The sequence below is a fragment of the Collimonas silvisoli genome, assembly GCF_018305005.1.
Taxonomy (GTDB): Bacteria; Pseudomonadota; Gammaproteobacteria; order Burkholderiales; family Burkholderiaceae_D; genus Collimonas; species Collimonas silvisoli.
In genome coordinates, this window is the sequence record NZ_JAGQEG010000121.1 from 1 (window position 1) to 14,669 (window position 14,669).

Below are 14,669 nucleotides of genomic sequence, written 5' to 3' on the forward strand. Positions count from 1 at the left end.
GGGGTTTTCTGTTTGGGAATAACGGGGTCAGAGGGACTAAAATTACAGAGACGACAACAGATTCAAGGATTACAATATGCAAAGAGGGGGATGTGCGCAGAATAGGGTAGCGCCCCGCGCAGTCGCATTGGTTTATGAACAGCATCAAGTACAAAAAAATGACTGGCATGGGCGGCATCATCGCCCTCGGGTGGCTGATTTTTACCACCGCAGTCGCGGTTAGCCAGCGCAAGCTGATTTTCAAACCGGTTCGAAACAAAGAGGTCGAACATCCCCACAGCGTTGGTCACAGATCCCGACTTATCGTGTTGCGCAGCATTGATGGCACTCGCCTCTCGGGATGGTTGTTGACGCCGCGCGTGCCCGGTCCTCATCCTGGCGTAGTATATTTTGGCGGTCGCTCGGAGGAAGTCTCCTGGGTGGCGCGCGATGCGTGGCGCATGTTCCCCAACATGACAGTCCTTGCCATTAACTACCGCGGCTACGGGGACTCGGAGGGTATTCCGGGTGAGCTGAAAATGATAGAAGACGCGCACATGCTGTTCGACTGGTTTGCCGAGCATCGCCATATCATGGCTGGACAAATCGCCGTGGTCGGGCGCAGTCTTGGCTCCGGCGTGGCAGTACAGATAGCCGTTAGCCGGCCAGTCGCAGCGGTGGTGCTGATCACGCCCTTTGACTCGCTGCTGGCCCTTGCCAAGCGCCGCTTCCCATCCCTGCCAGGCTTCGTCCTCAAGCATCGCTTCGATTCAATCAAGCACGCGCCTTTGTTGTCCGCACCGACGTTTATCATCCGTGCCGCATCTGACGACGTGGTGCCTGCCTCGCACACCGATTTGCTGGTAGCCAAATTGACGAACCTGCCGCAGGACGAAATCATCCCTGGCTCCGACCATCACAACATCCCCTATCTCGAAGCAACTCAGGAACGCATCGCTGCCTTCCTGACGGCGAAATTCAACAGAGCGACCGTAAATCCCGCCGCCAGCAGACTGTAGGTGGCGGCAGGGAGTTTTCGGGCTGCCGGTTTTCCTTTTTGCACGGGTCTGCAGACCTTGCCATCGGTTTGATCCGTGGATCCGGGCCGCCTACTTACGCACTTAATTTTTAGGCGCCGCTACCAGCACATTGAAAGTATTCGGCAGCACCGGGGCACGCGGATGCGGAACTTCTTTACTAGGTTCTGCCGGCTTGCCGAATTTGGCGCTCACCAGATAGACCTGATGGTTTTCCGGATTGAATGCCAGCGTCTTCGCTCCCTTTTGCGTAGGGAGATTTGCCTTTACCGTGTACTGATCCGGTGTATCTTGATGCACGACGGTCAACGTGCCGCCGCCATTGGAAACCAATACGATTCCCAAATCGGGATCAAAGGCAACCGCATCCGGGCTCTCGCCGATGTCCACGGTGGTGACGATTTTTCCGGACAGGGAATCGACCACCATCATTTTCTTGTTGCTGCACACTGAAAATAATCGGTGTTGCTTGTCGTCGATTGCCAGGCCGCTCGGTTCATCGCACGGAGCAATCGCCCAGCGCTTGACGATTTTGGAGGATTGCGCATCAATCACCGCAATTTCCCCCTTGTCTTCGACGTTGAAAAAGATATGTCCCTGACTGTCGCTGACGGCGAATTCAGGGCGCCCGGCAACTGCTATGGTGTCGATTACCTTGCGGCTCACAGCGTCAATCACGCTGACGTTGCCGCCATGTCCGTTGAAGCTGTAGACCCGTTTCAGCGGTGCGTAGTAAAAAATCACGTCGGGTGCTGCGCCGGTGGTTTTGATGGTGTCTAACGTTTGCAGGCTATCGAGATCAAACACCGTTACGGTGTCCGATTTGCCATTGCTGGTAAAGCCGAGATTGAGATCCTGGGCGATGGCGACGCCATGAACGCCGGCGGTGTCGGTGATGTTCGCCACTAATTTCCCCGACTTGGTATCGATGACCTGGACATGATCAGAGCGGCTGACGAAGAGATGATTGCGTTTGCCATCGATGGCGAGGAAATCCCAGCCTTCGTTTCCGGCTACCGGAAAGCGCGACACTATCTCGTATTTATCCGCTGTCGAGGCTTGCGCTGACGAGAGGAGGGTGGTTTGCAGTAATGCCAGGGCGCCAAGCGTAATCATCGTCGATTTGCTGAAGTTGAAATTTTTCATATGCTCTTAATGTGGATGTGATGACGGTTTAGTAGCTGGCGGTGACGCCGATTTGAATCGTCTTGCCATACGTTTCGCGTTGAATCGGACGGTTTTCAGTTCCTTCCGTAAATTTCAAGGCGGTGTTGGTCAGATTTTTCACGTTCAGATAAATCGAGTAGTTCTGCTTGATTGCGTAACTTGCGCCGAAGTCCATGGAGAAGCGCGGCTCGGAATAGATATCGGTGGCGGCAGAACTTCCCACGCCAAACAGGTTCCTGCCGACGTAGTATGCAGCCAGTCGCATGTCGACGCCATTGCGCTCGTAAAACAGTGTGGCGTTGGCTGTATTCTTCGAGGTCGAAGGCAAGGACTGGAATTCCCCAGGACGAATTTCGAGCCGTGAATGCACCCAGGTCCAGTTAAACGAAGTACCGAGGCCGCTCAACAATCCAGGCAGCCCATGGAACCGTTGCTCGTAGTTGAGTTCAGTGCCATACACCCTGGCCGATGAGACATTGTCATAGGTGAAAACCTTGGCCGGGCCGGTGAATCCTGCAAACAAGCCATCGTTAGGAAAGGTTTGCGTGCTGACCTTGCTCACCACATAGTTGGAGAGGGATTTGTTGAACACGCCAAACGATGCGATCCCGCCTTGCGACAAGTAGTGCTCGATCGACAGATCGATATTGTCCGCCGTGGTCGGTTTCAAGCCCGGATTCCCCTGCGATACAAAATCTCCGCCCGGATTGATATTGATCGCGGCACTGGTCTGGTTAAAGCCAGGCCGGGCAATCGTGCTGGAGTAGATCGCGCGGCCAACCAGCGACGGTGCGAACTCATAGCGCATCTGCAACGACGGGAAGAAATTCGAATAATTGCTGTTCGCCGAAACCGCCTGGACTGGATAGATCGTATTGCCTGAACTATCCGTTTGCGTTGAAACCGCGTTGCCTCTGAAGGTGGCCCGGGTGAGTTCTGCGCGCAAGCCGGTCAGAACGCCGAGCTTGCCGAAGCCGAATTGATATTGGCCGTACAAGGCGTAGACGTTTTCCTTGTTGTCAGCAGCGCCACGGGCTGCGGTGGCCGCGTCGGCGAGCGTGTTTTGCACAAAGCCGACACCGCTTTGATAGGCGCTCCTGATCAGATCCTGATTGATTTGCGGACCATTTTGATAATGATCGTTGTAATAGGTGACACTCGATCCGCCTGCTGCTTGCGACAGCGGAATGGCCGGCACCGCAGAGTAGGTAGAGGCGCCGATCGACTGCGTGTTCTTGCGCAGGCGCGCACCGGCGCCGAACTTTATTTCTTCATTTTCTGCGGCAGTGAAGTGGGTTGGAATCGTGACGTTGGCCGCAGTCGACCATTCGCGTGTGGTGTTCTGCTGGGTGCCGTTGTTAAAGCCGGTAAGCGTATAGGCCGAAGTGTCGAGCGGGCTGCCGCCGCTGACGATGTTGTAAGTCGGATAATTCGAGCTTGCCGTATTGTTATAAGTCACGGTCGACGGGCCGGGATTGGAAAAATCGGAGTTGTAATCGTAGGGCTTATCGTAAGAGCCAACGGTATGCGCCAGCCAGTAATCGATCTTCATGCCGCCAAGATCGTTTTTGCCGCCAATCGTGAATACCTTGGTGTCGATGGTTTCTTTTTCGTCGCGCAAAGTCTTGTCGAAGCTGACGCCTTGCTCGGTAAAACTGCCGTCCGCATTGACTGTCGGATTGCCAGGGAAATTAAGCAGCAGGCGATTGCGGCTGACTGTTTCCGTATAGCCGGCATCGTAGTAGCGGACATACCATTTGTTTGCAGCATCCGGCTCATACGCCAGTTCGCCGCCATAGCCGTGACGCTTGCGATGATAGTTGTAATAACGTTGTTCTAATGAGGCGAAAGCCTTATCCGGCACAACCGGCTGGCCGTCGACATAAGATGCTTCCAGATCGTCGACGCCGCGCCGGTCTTCGTAGTACGACAGAGTGCCGATGAAACTGAATGGATGATCCGAATAGGCCACCGGCTGACCGTCCTTAGGCGCATTTTCAGGACCGCCAAAGCGGCCGCCGAAAGTCAGCCCAAGCTCCTTGATTCCAGTGTTGCGCAACGGCTCGATACCGCTACCAAGTTTTGCTTCGATAAAAGGCTTGCCTGAAAGTGGAACCGACTTCGGCGTGATTTCTACCGTACCGCCCAAGGCTTCCGCGTCCTGTTCGGGCTTGTTGGTCTTGGTCACCACAATGGAACCGATAATCCCCGCAGGAATGGAGTCGAAAGCAACTGCACGGCCGCCGCCGAACGGACTCGCGGTATTAGTCGGCGGCAAACGCACGCCACCGAAAGTCGTCCCGGTAAGATCTGCATCCAGTCCGCGGATATTCACGAAGCGTCCCTCGCCGGTATCGCTTTCCAGCGAGACGCCGGGAACGCGGCGCACCGCCTCGCCGGCGTTGACATCCGGCAGCTTGCGAATTTCTTCTGCAGTCATGACGTTGATCATGTTCGACGCCACCTCCTGCTTGGCGCGCGCGATGTCATTGCGGCGTGAATTGACGGTTACGGAAGCAAGCGAAGTGGTGTTGCTCGACACTGCAATGTCGCGCGTTGTCACCGCACCATCTTCGACGTGAACGGTCTGTTCTACGGCGGCCTGCTTGCCGATCGTGATTGCTAACGTGTAATCGCCTGGCGGCAAATCCTTGAATGTGAATCTACCGTCGCTGGAAGTGGATGTTGTTGCACCGGTCTCGCGAATCTCAACCCGCGCATTCGCTAACGGCCGATGATCTTGTTCTGATTGCACATGCCCTTGCAAGCCGCCAGAACCGGCCGCAATGGCAACTTGTACAACGAAACTTGTGGTGACTCCCAGCAGCAGGCGTGCTTGTCGCGCCCGTGATTTACGCAGCATTGTCGATCCCTCAATTGATAAAAAAATGACGACGCTGGCGTTGCAGCCTCGTCGCGAAAGAGGGCAATATCCGCTTGTTTTGTTACTGCATAATTACACTGCCGATCAGCTTGATGTTGTGTGACAACAGGTTGAGATGCCAAGTGCCGGCTAAGTATCGGCTAAGTATTGCCTGATATTTTCGCGGCCGCGCGCAGCCGTGCTAATGCTGGAAAAATGGTTCGACATGCTCTGTCGGGCGCAATGAAATTGGCCGGCGAATCCTAAGTGAGCGCTAAGGGTGCGATATCACAATACGTGGTGTCAATGCGATAAACCAAAGGCTCACACATGCAACCACTTAATGCTTCTATCGAGCACTCCGCACGGCGCGGTTCGGGCCAGCCTGGTGCTGAAAGCGCTACCTGCATGCGCAACAAAGTCCCACAGGTTGTCCTCGCTTTCTGGGTGATCAAGATCTTGTCGACCACCGTCGGTGAGACCGGCGCCGACTACCTTGCGGTTCACGCCGGACTTGGTACTGCAATTACCGGTGGCATTACGGCGACTCTTTTGGCGTTGGCACTGCTGTTGCAATTCCGCCTGAAACAATATGTGCCTTGGGTTTACTGGCTGACAGTCGTCTTGCTGAGCGTTGTCGGGACCCAGATAACCGACGCGCTGACCGATGGCCTGGGGGTCAGTCTGTATATCAGCACAGCCGTATTCAGCGTGTTGCTGGCTACGCTGTTTGCGCTTTGGTACCGGCACGAACATACCCTTTCAATCCAGACCATCGTTACCCGGCGTCGTGAACTTTACTATTGGGGCGCGATACTTTTGACTTTCGCTTTAGGCACCGCGGCCGGCGATCTGGCGACTGAAGCGCTGGGTCTTGGCTTCCGGCTTGGCGTCATCATTTTTGTGCTGACTTTTTGGCTGGCTTACATTCTGACCCGGCCATTGGGGGCCTCGCTTGGCGACTTGCTGTCGCAATCGCCTGAGTACGGCGGGGTCGGATGGGGGACAGTAAATACGAGCATCGTATTCCTGACCGTCATCACTATCTTTGTACTCATTTTGAGCTTAGGCAAGAGCCGTCCTGCTTCCTGATTTTCTGCAACCGCAATCCCGTCAAATCAAACTAATTCTTCTCTTAAAGGTAAGAAAAATGTACAAACTAAAATCAGCTTCAATCTTCGCCGCTCTGATGGCAGTAGCTTTTTTTGGGGCCGCGCAATTCACGCCGTCGGGCTCCTTGATCGCGTCCGCCGCAGCAGCAACCCCGGCTTCAAAATTGGGGGACCTGGCGGCGTTCCGGCGGATTGCTCAAGACACTGCTGCCTTGATCGAGAAGGGTGATCTGGCTGCGGCAAAAAACCGGATCAAGGATCTCGAAACCAGTTGGGACGAAGCCGAGGCCGGTTTGAAACCGCGATCGGCGGCGGATTGGCATGTAGTCGATAAAGCGATCGACCGCGCCTTGGCGGCATTGCGCGCCACCAAACCCGATCCGGCTGCGTGCAAGCAAGCAGTGGCGGAACTCCTGACCATCATCGACAAGCAAACGGGGAAGCTGTAATTTCAGTTGATCTTTGTCGATTCTTGCCGATCCCGGCCGGCGTTCCTCTAATGTGCGTTTGTTGTGGACTGGTAACGCTAACGATCCCTCGCCGACAATCTCGCTTATTGGCTCTTCTTGGTCCGCGCAATCGATCCGCTGCTAGCATCTTCCCGATAGGCGTAGGCCACCTTGCCGTTGCGGATCTCACCCATGACGATCATGTTCAGTGCGATCGCTTCATGGTCGGTCGGCGAGAAGGGTTTGAAGTAGCGCGAGACGACGGTCGACGTGGTGTGTACCTGCAAATTCTCCAGCGCGTCTTTGATCTTTGCACCGTCCGTCGAGTTGGCCTGGAATATCGCCAGCGTAATCAAACGCAGCGCATCGTAGGTTTGGGCAGCGGCTACGGCGGAGGGAATATGGTTGGTCTTGTTCACATTTCGATAGGTCAGCGAGAACTGGTTGCTGACTGAACTCAATTCGTTTTCGATGAACGTCACCGAGCTGCGCACACCTTCGGCTCCCTGGCCGGCCTTGTCGATAAAGGTCTGTTGCGACAAGGTCCAGGGGCCGACTATCGGCAGTTTCAGTTTCAGTTTTTCCGAACTCTTCACCACCATCGCGCCCTCGGAGGCGAGGCAGTACATCACGATGGCTTGGGCGCCGTTGTCTTTGGCGTGCTGCAGCTGCGCCGTCATGTCTTGATCGCCGACCTTGAAACTTTCCACCAGCACCGGTTTGATCTTGCGCTGCTCCAGTTCCGCCAGCATGCTTTGCCTGCCGAACTGGCCGTAGGGGCTGTCATCATGCAGCAGCGCGATCTTGTCGATCTTGCGGCGGTCGATCACATCATTGAGGATCACGATCGGTTGCAATGCGTCGCTGGCGGAAGTGCGGAATATATAGTTGACCGGATAGGCCGGCGGCATGAATGATTTGGTGATCGTGGCACCGGTGGCGCCGGTTACGATCAAGGGGATCTTGGCTTCCTGGAAGATTTTCGCGGCGGGCAGGGCGACGCCGGTATTGCCGAAACCGACTACGGCGATCACCTTTTCTTTCTCGATCATTTCCTTGGCCATGGCGGCGCCGATGTCCGGCTTGGCATGGTCGTCGCGCTCGACCAGTTCGATGCGTCGGCCCATGACGCCGCCGACCTGGTTGATGTCGGCCAGGAATACCCTGGCGCCGCCGATCATGCTTTGCCCCATGTCTTCCGATGGCCCGGTGATGGGGCCGATGACGCCGATTTTGATGGGGGGCAGTTCGGCCAATGCACTCGCGCTAAAGCCAAGTGCTGTCAGACAAAAAATGACGCCGTACATACTACGTTTTTGCATCGCTATCTCCTTGATGAATCATTGTTTTAATTTCTTTTTGGAAATATACATGAGGGCGATGCAGAACGCGGGATTTTGATGCGCTGAAATCGAAAATTCAGTGTTGGCAGCAATGGATGTTTTAAAAAACGACAACTACGCCTGAGCGCCTCGTTGCAAGGCGCCGCGCAGACATTGGCTTGCCGCCCTTTTTTGTTGATTGCGGGGCGTTTTCTAATGTACCATGCTGATCCGTTTGCGATTTGGCGCGGGCTTGCAATCTACGGTGGCGAGTTCGAGTTCGAGTCCTGCCGCCAACACCAATATCTAAAAGGCCCGCAGCGATGAGGGCCTTTTTATTTGAGCAGGGAAAACGTTATTTTTTTGCAAATTTCACGTAGTCGCCTTAACAAGGTTGTTTTGCGATGTCGGACGTACTGCACCGCCAATGTTGTAATTCCACATGCATGGATCTTCACGTGTCTCCGGTCGGAGCAAATCAGCACAAAAAAAACAACAGAATGAATCGCCTGGGAGGCAGAGGCAATTAATCCTGTGCAGCCCAAGGTAGCCAGGGTTTGGAATATTTTTTGATCGACAGTTTTTGTATGGATAACGGCAGGAGACGTAAATGAGAAAAATTAAGGCAACGACGTGGATCATGGTCGGCATGGTTCTGGGCATCGTGGTTGGTTATATTTGCCACAATCTCGCACCGAACGAAGCGGCAGCTAAGGAAATCGCCGCTTACTTTTCCATCATCACCGATGTGTTTTTGCGGCTGATCAAAATGATCATCGCGCCTTTGGTGTTCGGCACGCTGGTATCGGGCATTGCCGGCATGAAGGACAGCAGCTCGGTGGGCCGCATCGGCATCCGCGCCCTGGGCTGGTTTGTCATCGCTTCCTTGCTGTCTTTGGCGTTGGGCATGTTGTTTGTCAACGTGCTCCAGGTCGGCCATGCGCTCAACTTGCCGTTGCCGGCCCTGGGCGCCGACACCAAGCTCAATACCAGCGGTTTTAATCTGAAAGATTTTGTCTCGCACGTGTTCCCGAGCAGTTTCGTCGACGCCATGGCGAAAAACGAAATTCTGCAGATCCTGGTTTTCTCGCTGTTCTTCGGGTTTGGCCTTGCGTCTGTCAAAGGTGAAGCTGGAAAAGCAGTGACTACCGCCATCGACGGCTTGGTGCACGTCATGCTGAAGGTCACCGATTACGTGATGCGTTTTGCGCCGCTGGGCGTGTTTGCTGCGATTGCGGCCGTCATCACGGTGCAGGGTTTCGGCGTGCTGACGACTTATGCTAAGTTCCTCGGCGGTTTCTACGCCGGGCTGGCGACGTTGTGGGCGCTGCTGATCGGCATCGGTTATATCTTCTTGCGCGGTTCGATCTTCACTTTATTGCGCTTGTTGAAAGAGCCGATCATGCTGGCGTTTTCTACCGCCAGCAGCGAAGCGGCTTATCCGAAGACCATGGAGCAGCTGGAAGCATTCGGCGTCAACAACAAGATCACCGGCTTCGTACTGCCGCTCGGTTATTCCTTCAATCTCGATGGTTCGATGATGTACCAGGCGTTTGCCGCTTTGTTCGTGGCCCAGGCCTACAACATCGAAATGTCGTTTGCGCAGCAACTCACCATGCTGCTGGTGCTGATGATCAGCAGCAAGGGCATGGCCGGCGTGCCGCGCGGTTCGCTGGTGGTGGTGGCAGCCATCCTGCCGATGTTCCATTTGCCGGAAGCCGGCATCCTGCTGATCATCGGCATCGATCAGTTCCTCGACATGGGGCGTACTGCCACCAACGTGGTCGGCAACGGCATCGCGACATCAGTGATCGCAAAATGGGAGGGCGAGCTGGATCAAGACGTTGCCCGGCAAACGCTCGAAAATAACGCCCTCGGAAGTAATGCCTGAGAAGTAGGATTTGAAACATCAGATTTGAAAAACAAGATCTGAAAAATAAGACGAGAGAGACAGCGCCGCCAAGGCGCTGTTTTTCATTCGGGAGTATGCTAATTCACTGGCATGCATTGTTCTGTAAATAACCAGAAAGAGATCTTGATGGAGAAACTGCGCATCACCACCGAACCGGCTGAATTGGATATTCCCCTGATTCATCGCTTCCTGTCTGAAGAATCGGCATGGGCGCGTGGAATCCCGCTCGCGACGGTTGAAAAATCGATCCGTCACTCTCTGAATTTCGGCCTGTTTGCCGGTGCGGCGCAAGTAGCTTATGCGCGCGTTATCACCGATTATTCGACGTTTGCCTACCTGGTCGATGTCTTCGTGCTTGCCGAACATCGTGGCAAAGGTTATAGCGCCGAACTCATGGCAGCCGTCATGGAACATCCGAACTTGCAGGGGCTGAGGCGCTTCATGCTGGCGACCAGCACTGCGCACGGCCTGTACGCCAAGTTCGGCTTCGCGGCGCCGTCCAGGCCGCAAGCGCTGATGGAGCGTTATGCGCCGAATGCGTATGTGGCTGGAGCCTGACCGGCGCCGGCAAGGTAGTGCCAACTTGGAGTTACGCTGTCGCGCATGCTTACGGCACATTGCGCATCATCGACGACGCCAGCTGTTTGCCGGTGTACATCTGGCGGCGCTTACCGCCCACAACGAAGCGGCTTTCCCAGCGCCCTAGCAATTTTCTGAGGCAACAGCGGGCAGCGACGGCGTTCATGGCCGGCGCTGCTCTGACAAGATGCTCAGGACTTCATAACAAGCGCCCATGGTGTGATAGTCGGTCTTTCCGGCGGGGCTTTTTTCATCGCCGTACTTGCGGTTGTCGCGCGTCAGGATGCGGTACCAGGCGCCGTATTGATGATCGACAAAGTGTTGCCAGCTGTATTGCCAGATCTGCTCATACCAGTCCCAGAAACGTTCCTTGCCGGTGCGTTTGGCGAGCAGGGCGGCGGCGGCAAAACTTTCAGCCTGTACCCAGAAATATTTGTCCTGGTCGCAGATCACGCCATCCGGCGCAAAGCCGTAATAGATGCCGCCGCATTCGATATCCCAGGCTGCATCGAGCCCGGCGTCGAACAGTTCGATGGCGCGTGGCAGCATCCAGTCTTGCGGCCGGTGCCGTTCCAGGATCAGCAGTAATTTGGCCCACTCGGTGTGATGACCGGGCTGGAAACCCCAGGGGCGGAAAATATTGCTGCTGTCTTCCTTGTTGTAGTTCCAGTCCGGGGACCAGTCCTGATGGTAGTGTTCCCAGATCAGATTATTGCTCAGCGCCGCCTGGCGCATGGTGACGTGTTGCGCCACTATTTCGGCGCGATCCAGAAACATCGGATCGCCGCTGGCTTCATAGGCCGCTAGCAGCGCTTCGGTCATGTGCATGTTGGCGTTCTGGCCGCGATAACTTTGCAGCTGCCAATCGGCGCTGGCTTCATCGGCATACAAGCCGGCGTGCGCTTCCCAAAAATGCTGTTCGAGCAAATCGTAGGTTTGATATAAATCTTCTTTGGCGCTGGTTACGCCCGCCATCAAGGCGTGTGCATAAGCCAGCAAGACGAACGCCAGGCCGTAGCAATGGCGGGTCGGATCCAGCACCTGCTTGCGGCCGTCTTCCCACGATAAGGTCCAGTCGTAGCCTTTGTGCAGCGGATCCCAGTGCACTTCGCGCAGGAACCTTAGTCCGTGTTTCAATGCATCCAGATAAGTAGCGTCGCCGAACCGGCGGTAAGCCATGGCGTAGTTGAAGATGAAGCGGGTGCTGCTGACCAGATGCCGGGTTTCGCTGTCGTATACGCTGCCATCATCTTTGAAGAAATGATAGAAGCCGCCGGAGGGATCGAGCGCCGCCGGATGGTAGAAGCGCATGGTGTCGCGGATGTGCTGCAACAGAAACGAGGGATTGCGAAATTCGGCTCTAGGGATTGCGTTCAGAGGCATTGCGTTCGGTTCGTGCATGTTCATGGCGATAGCGGATCAGTTGCCAAGCGTGCTGGCGCGCTGGATCAGTTCCACCGGCAGCATCACTTCGGGTTGTGCCAGAGCGTCGTCCAGCAATAGCTTGATGCCCATCTGGCCCAAGGCTTCCTTGTCTACCGCAAGCGTGGTCAACGGCGGCGTGGAGTTGCTGGCGGCATCGATGTTGTCGAAGCCGACGATGGCGATATCTTCAGGAATCCGCAAGCCGCGCGCCTGGCACACGCTCATGACGGCCAGCGCGGTAGCGTCGTTATAGCAAAATACGGCATCGGGCGGCGAGTCTGATTGCAGCAGGTTTTGCATTGCCGCGGCGGCGTGCAGATGGAGTTCCGGACCAGATTGCAGGGTGATTTCCAGGCGCGGATCGAATAAGCGGCCGGCTTCGAACAGCGCCTGGCGATATCCCAGCGCGCGTTGCGCAATACTGTAGTGCGACAGCGGACCGCTGATGAACGCCAGCCGCTGGCGGCCAAGCTCGATCAGATGGCGGGTAGCGGCCAGCGCACCGCCCAGATTGTCTGAATTGATGGAGCGAAAGCCGGGCGCCCACAAGTCGATCAGCACCACCGGCTTGCCGGTCCGGCCCAGCAATTCCAATACCTCCGGTTCCATGAAACCTGCTACTGCCAGCGCGTCGGGTTCGTGCAGCCGGATCTGTTCCATCACATTGTCGGCGGGGCCGACCGACAACACGGTCGGCACGATGCTGCGCTCGCGGCAGGCGGTTTCCACGCCGTGCAGCACATGCGAGAAAAACGGACTGGCGACGAAATTGTTGTGCTGGCGATGCAGCAGGAAAGTCAGGCGGCGGATTCTACCCTGGCGCAGATTGGACTCGTTGTAGCCAAGCTGGGTCGCAATTTTTTGTACATGGATGCGCGTTTGTTCGGTCAGGCCGGGCTGCTTTTTCAAGGCGCGCGATACGGTGCCGATGGATACGTTGGCGGCCGACGCGATATCCCGAATCGTTGGTCTCATGGTCTCCTTCTGCATGCCAGCGCATGCATTTGCCTTGGGAGGATGCCGCTGTTTGCGGCTGCCCAGGATTGTTTTAATTGGATAGTAATGTATAGTAAAAAATCTGAATTCACAAATAATCCTTAAAATGAATTGTCATAACACATTGTTATATAAGGATTTATTGATGATGTGTCTTATATATTTGTTTAATAAACATACTAAACTTTTGTTTGCCCACAAGTCCGGGATGCTGATTTGCGGAGAAACAGTATCGAAAGCCAGACTCGCCAGCAGCCGGAAACAAAAATGGCGGACCACCGTTTCCGATGGCCCGCCATACCAGGCAATCCGACTTTTTATCGCGGCGTCAGGTGCTTGGCTAAAAATCCTTCCATCGCGGTATAAAAATCAAAGCGATTTTCTTCGTTGTGGAAGCCGTGGCCTTCGTTATCCTTCACCATGTATTCGACCGGCACGCCGCGCTTGCGCAGGTTTTCGACGATCTGGTCCGACTCCGCTTTATTGACGCGCGGATCGTTGGCGCCTTGCGCTACGAATAACGGCGTCTTGATGCGGTCGGTGTGCAAGGCTGGCGAGACCGCCGTCAGCAAATCCTTGTCCTTGAGCGGATCGCCGACCATTTCGTGCATCTGGTCGAGGAAGGGTTTCCAGTACGGCGGGATGGTTTTCATGAAGGTGAACATATTGGAGACGCCGACATAATCGACCGCCGCCGCATACAGATCAGGCGTGAAGGTGACTCCGGCCAGCGTCGCATAACCGCCGTAGGAGCCGCCGTAGATCGCCACCCGCTTGGGATCGGCGATGCCCTGATCGACCAGCCACTGCACGCCGTCGGTGATGTCGTCCTGCATGGTCTTGCCCCATTGCTTGAACGAAGCTTCCCAGAACTGCCGGCCGTAGCCGGTCGAACCACGGTAGTTCATTTGCAGCACGGCGTAGCCGCGGTTTGCCAGCAATTGCACTTCGGCGTTGTAACCCCAGGCATCGCGCACCCACGGGCCGCCGTGCGGGTTGACGATCACCGGCAGGTTCTTCGGATCCTTGCCAAGCGGCAGCGTCAGGTAACCATTGATGAGCAAGCCGTCGCGCGCCTTGTATTGCACCGGCTTCATCACCGCCATGTCTTGTTCGGCGATGGCCGGATTGATATCGGCCAGTTTGGTCAGCGTGCCGGGTTTGCTGTCGAACAGATAGCGGCTGCCTTGGGTTCTGTCATTGTAGGCGGCGACGATCCACTTCGATTCATCCTTGGTGTGCGACTGCGTGACGACTTCATAGCCGGGCAGTTTTTCCTGCAAGGTTTTATGCAGAGCTTCGCTTTGCGGGTCGAGGAATTTATACTGGGTTTTCCAGGTAGTGTAACTGATGTCGGTCAGCACTTTGCGTTTTTTCGAGTAAGAAAGCCCGTCGACGTCGACCTCGGGATTTTCATACAGAACCTGTTCTTCCTTGGCCGTTTCAGGATCGAGTATCACTATCGCCTGCTTATCGCGCCCGAGATTCGACGATACGTAGAGTTTCTTGTTGTCGAAGGTGAAGAACAGCGGATTTACCGAATCCTTGAAGGAAGTCGTCAGCACGGTCTTGAACGGTGCGCTTTCGGTGGCGCGATACAGCAAGCTGGTATTGACGCCATCGGAAGTGGTTGCGGCCCGCACCTTGCCGTCGTGGTCGGTAATCCAGGACTGGATGGTGCCGGGATTTTGCGCCACCAGTTTTTCCGCGCCGCTCTTGACGTTGACGCGATACACATCGAACACTTCCGGATCGCGCTTGTTGTGGCTGACCAGGATTTCATCCTGGTTGTCTTCCAGGTCGTCGATAATCTGGGCGCGCACTTTTG

The 14,669-nt window shown here is 55.5% G+C and carries 12 protein-coding genes; 5 read left to right on the forward strand and 7 right to left on the reverse strand.

Translation table 11 applies throughout. The annotated features are described in order from the left end of the window. Positions 1 to 134: 134 nt before the first annotated feature. Positions 135 to 998 carry an alpha/beta hydrolase gene (locus tag KHU33_RS23200; RefSeq protein ID WP_211467378.1) on the forward strand — a complete coding sequence of 288 codons (864 nt, stop codon included), beginning with the start codon at positions 135 to 137 and terminating at the stop codon, positions 996 to 998. Between the two features lie 102 nt (positions 999 to 1,100). On the opposite strand, the gene KHU33_RS23205 is transcribed toward KHU33_RS23200, so the two are convergent. Together KHU33_RS23205 and KHU33_RS23210 are read right to left on the reverse strand one after the other, a co-directional pair. Further along, the gene (locus KHU33_RS23205; protein ID WP_211467380.1) at positions 1,101 to 2,162 is read right to left on the reverse strand and encodes a YncE family protein; all 1,062 of its coding nucleotides are present in this window, start codon (positions 2,160 to 2,162) and stop codon (positions 1,101 to 1,103) included. A gap of 28 nt (positions 2,163 to 2,190) precedes the next feature. Then, positions 2,191 to 5,046: a TonB-dependent receptor gene (locus tag KHU33_RS23210; protein WP_211467381.1), complete on the reverse strand. Its 2,856-nt coding sequence runs from the start codon at positions 5,044 to 5,046 to the stop codon at positions 2,191 to 2,193. A 408-nt stretch (positions 5,047 to 5,454) separates the two neighbouring features. Between KHU33_RS23210 and KHU33_RS23215 the strand changes: the two genes are divergently transcribed. Together KHU33_RS23215 and KHU33_RS23220 are read left to right on the forward strand one after the other, a co-directional pair. Beyond that, the gene (locus tag KHU33_RS23215) at positions 5,455 to 6,138 is read left to right on the forward strand and encodes a COG4705 family protein (protein ID WP_211467396.1); all 684 of its coding nucleotides are present in this window, start codon (positions 5,455 to 5,457) and stop codon (positions 6,136 to 6,138) included. 58 nt (positions 6,139 to 6,196) lie between these two features. Beyond that, entirely contained in the window at positions 6,197 to 6,607 is a 411-nt protein-coding gene (locus KHU33_RS23220) for a histidine kinase (RefSeq protein WP_211467383.1), read from the forward strand. A gap of 104 nt (positions 6,608 to 6,711) precedes the next feature. On the opposite strand, the gene KHU33_RS23225 is transcribed toward KHU33_RS23220, so the two are convergent. Further along, positions 6,712 to 7,929, reverse strand: a complete 1,218-nt coding sequence (locus KHU33_RS23225) for an ABC transporter substrate-binding protein (RefSeq protein ID WP_230414506.1) — start codon at positions 7,927 to 7,929, stop codon at positions 6,712 to 6,714. Positions 7,930 to 8,539: 610 nt separating this feature from the next. Here KHU33_RS23225 and KHU33_RS23230 point away from each other — a divergent pair. Together KHU33_RS23230 and KHU33_RS23235 are read left to right on the forward strand one after the other, a co-directional pair. Further along, a complete protein-coding gene (locus KHU33_RS23230) occupies positions 8,540 to 9,820 on the forward strand; it encodes a dicarboxylate/amino acid:cation symporter (protein ID WP_211467385.1) in 1,281 nt (426 codons plus the stop codon). A 147-nt stretch (positions 9,821 to 9,967) separates the two neighbouring features. Next, positions 9,968 to 10,399, forward strand: a complete 432-nt coding sequence (locus KHU33_RS23235) for a GNAT family N-acetyltransferase (protein WP_230414507.1) — start codon at positions 9,968 to 9,970, stop codon at positions 10,397 to 10,399. Positions 10,400 to 10,448: 49 nt separating this feature from the next. Here the strand turns inward: KHU33_RS23235 and KHU33_RS23245 are convergent, their stop codons facing one another. The 4 genes from KHU33_RS23245 to KHU33_RS23260 form a co-directional block, all read right to left on the reverse strand. Further along, on the reverse strand, positions 10,449 to 10,586 hold the full coding sequence (locus KHU33_RS23245) for a hypothetical protein (protein WP_211467388.1): 138 nt from the start codon (positions 10,584 to 10,586) through the stop codon (positions 10,449 to 10,451). Beyond that, positions 10,583 to 11,827: an AGE family epimerase/isomerase gene (locus KHU33_RS23250; protein ID WP_211467390.1), complete on the reverse strand. Its 1,245-nt coding sequence runs from the start codon at positions 11,825 to 11,827 to the stop codon at positions 10,583 to 10,585. The genes KHU33_RS23245 and KHU33_RS23250 overlap by 4 nt, the downstream gene beginning before the upstream one ends. A gap of 12 nt (positions 11,828 to 11,839) precedes the next feature. Further along, on the reverse strand, positions 11,840 to 12,820 hold the full coding sequence (locus tag KHU33_RS23255) for a LacI family DNA-binding transcriptional regulator (protein ID WP_211467392.1): 981 nt from the start codon (positions 12,818 to 12,820) through the stop codon (positions 11,840 to 11,842). Positions 12,821 to 13,158: 338 nt separating this feature from the next. Further along, positions 13,159 to 14,669, reverse strand: a 1,511-nt coding sequence (locus KHU33_RS23260) for a S9 family peptidase (protein WP_211467394.1), incomplete at its 5' end; no start/stop codon positions are given.

Coding starts and splice junctions, on each gene's coding strand:
- KHU33_RS23200 (WP_211467378.1), top strand. CDS start 135: ATGAACAGCATCAAGTACAAAAAAATGACTGGCATGGGCGGCATCATC.
- KHU33_RS23205 (WP_211467380.1), bottom strand. CDS start 2,162: ATGAAAAATTTCAACTTCAGCAAATCGACGATGATTACGCTTGGCGCC.
- KHU33_RS23210 (WP_211467381.1), bottom strand. CDS start 5,046: ATGCTGCGTAAATCACGGGCGCGACAAGCACGCCTGCTGCTGGGAGTC.
- KHU33_RS23215 (WP_211467396.1), top strand. CDS start 5,455: ATGCGCAACAAAGTCCCACAGGTTGTCCTCGCTTTCTGGGTGATCAAG.
- KHU33_RS23220 (WP_211467383.1), top strand. CDS start 6,197: ATGTACAAACTAAAATCAGCTTCAATCTTCGCCGCTCTGATGGCAGTA.
- KHU33_RS23225 (WP_230414506.1), bottom strand. CDS start 7,929: ATGCAAAAACGTAGTATGTACGGCGTCATTTTTTGTCTGACAGCACTT.
- KHU33_RS23230 (WP_211467385.1), top strand. CDS start 8,540: ATGAGAAAAATTAAGGCAACGACGTGGATCATGGTCGGCATGGTTCTG.
- KHU33_RS23235 (WP_230414507.1), top strand. CDS start 9,968: ATGGAGAAACTGCGCATCACCACCGAACCGGCTGAATTGGATATTCCC.
- KHU33_RS23245 (WP_211467388.1), bottom strand. CDS start 10,586: ATGAACGCCGTCGCTGCCCGCTGTTGCCTCAGAAAATTGCTAGGGCGC.
- KHU33_RS23250 (WP_211467390.1), bottom strand. CDS start 11,827: ATGAACATGCACGAACCGAACGCAATGCCTCTGAACGCAATCCCTAGA.
- KHU33_RS23255 (WP_211467392.1), bottom strand. CDS start 12,820: ATGAGACCAACGATTCGGGATATCGCGTCGGCCGCCAACGTATCCATC.